This is a genomic window from Streptomyces sp. NPDC002130 (assembly GCF_040296465.1).
Lineage (GTDB): Bacteria > Actinomycetota > Actinomycetes > Streptomycetales > Streptomycetaceae > Streptomyces.
Genome location: NZ_JBEOXI010000635.1, coordinates 1 through 1,930, shown reverse-complemented (window position 1 = coordinate 1,930; position 1,930 = coordinate 1). Strand labels below are relative to the sequence as shown.

2 protein-coding genes are annotated in these 1,930 nt (G+C 63.2%); both read left to right on the top strand.

The annotated features are described in order from the left end of the window. Positions 1-107 precede the first annotated feature (107 nt). On the top strand, positions 108-575 hold the full coding sequence (locus ABT116_RS43815; protein ID WP_298784098.1) for a DUF1003 domain-containing protein: 468 nt from the start codon (positions 108-110) through the stop codon (positions 573-575). Beyond that, positions 559-1,917 carry a mycothione reductase gene (locus ABT116_RS43810; RefSeq protein ID WP_351646395.1) on the top strand — a complete coding sequence of 453 codons (1,359 nt, stop codon included), beginning with the start codon at positions 559-561 and terminating at the stop codon, positions 1,915-1,917. The genes ABT116_RS43815 and ABT116_RS43810 overlap by 17 nt, the downstream gene beginning before the upstream one ends. Positions 1,918-1,930: the final 13 nt, after the last annotated feature.

Sequence of the window (1,930 nt, the reverse complement as noted above, 5' to 3'; positions counted from 1 at the left end):
GGCCTCGGCCGGGTAGACGTACTCGTCCATGAAGGCGAGGAGCTTGGCGCGCAGCTCTTCGGTGCGCGCGTCGAAAGCGAAGTCCATGTGGATCAACCTTGACGTGGGTGGATGATTTGGTGTGTCCGCATTGTGGTCACCGCCTTGGTGTCTTCGATGAGCCTTGTCCGGGTCGTGGTGAGCGATGGGCTGCCAAGATCGCCGATATGGTGGGGACCTGGTGGTTTCTGGCGGGCTTGGTGACGGTGATCGTCAGCTGGTTGGCGGTCAATTTTGTCCTGCGCCCGTTCGAGCCGCATCCGGCGACCATGCTCACAGGGCTCGGCGCCATTTTGGCGACGGTGGCTGCGTTGCAGGGGCCTTTGATCCTGCTGTCCCAGCGCCGGGCTGCGGCTCGTGATCGCGGCCGTGCTCGGGAGGCGTTGCGGGTTGCCACCAACACGGAGGCCGACCTGCACGCTATTCGTGGAGTGCTCGTACGTCTGGAAGTTCCCGTGGGCTCTGACAGTTCGATTTCGGTGTCCGATTCAGCGGCACAGTCAAGGAAAGGAACGCAATATGGCGACGACGCATGATTTGATCGTGATTGGTGCCGGGACCGGTAACTACCTGTTCACCCCGGAGTTCGATGGGCTGCGGAGGGCGATCGTGGAACCTTCGCGCTTCGGTGGTACGTGCCTCAATCGTGGTTGCATCCCGACGAAGATGTTCGTGGTGGCGGCCGATGCTGTCCGGTCGGCACAACGTGCTGGAAGGCTGGGAGTGCATGCGCGGGTCGAGTCGGTCGATTGGTCCGAGATCCGCGATCGGATCTTTGGGCGCATCGATCCACTGCACGCCCAAGCGGTGGATTATCGGCGTAAGAACGGCGTCGACGTGTACACCGATCAGGCCCGTTTCGTCGCCCCGGGACGGCTGCAGGTCGGGGAGGTGGAGCTCTCCGCTGAGAAGGTTGTGCTGGCAGCAGGCTCCCGGCCGATCGTGCCTGCCATCCGTGGCCTGGACGAGGTCGAATATCACACGTCGGACACCATCATGCGCATCGACAATCTGCCCTCGTCGTTGTTGATCATCGGCGGCGGCTTCATCGCTGCCGAGATGGGGCACGTGTTCTCCGCTTTCGGTGTCGAGGTCACCATCGTTCACCGCGGTCCGCGTTTGCTCAATGGTGAGGATCAACAGATCGCCGACAGGTTCACCGAGTTGGCTGTGCAGGAGATGACGGTGCATCTGGACGCGGAGGTGGTGCGCGTGGAGCCGAGTGCTTCGGGTGTGGTCGCTACTGTGGAGACCGCGCAGGGGCAGCGCGAGGTCTCCGCCGAGATGCTGCTGGTGGCAGCGGGCCGGCGACCCAACTCCGACCTTCTGGATCTGTCGGCCGCCGGTATCGAACTCGATGAGCATGGTCATGTGGTCACCGATGCGGCCGGGGCGACCACGGCGCCCGGTGTGTGGTCACTGGGCGATCTGGCGAATCATTTCCAGCTCAAGCACTTGGCCAACGCCGAAGCGCGCACGATGGTGCACAATCTTCTCCACGCGTACGATCCGAAGCCGCTGCCGACCGGTTTGGTGCCGCACGCGGTCTTTGCTGATCCCCAGGTCGCGAGTATCGGCGCGACCCAGCAACAGCTCGAGGAAGCTGGGATCGAGTACGTCGTCACTGTTCGGGCGTATGCCGACGCTGCCTACGGGTGGGCGCTCGAGGACACCACAGGTTTCGTGAAGCTGCTTGCCGATCCTCGTGGGCGGACGCTGCTGGGTGCGCACATCATCGGTCCGGATGCGGCGGTTCTGATTCAGCCGCTGATTCAGGCGATGATGACCGGTCAGACGGTTGATCAGATCTCCCGCGAGGTGATGTACATCCACCCGGCGCTCACGGAGGTCGTGGAGCAGGCGTTACTGCAGCTATGAGACATCCGCGGCC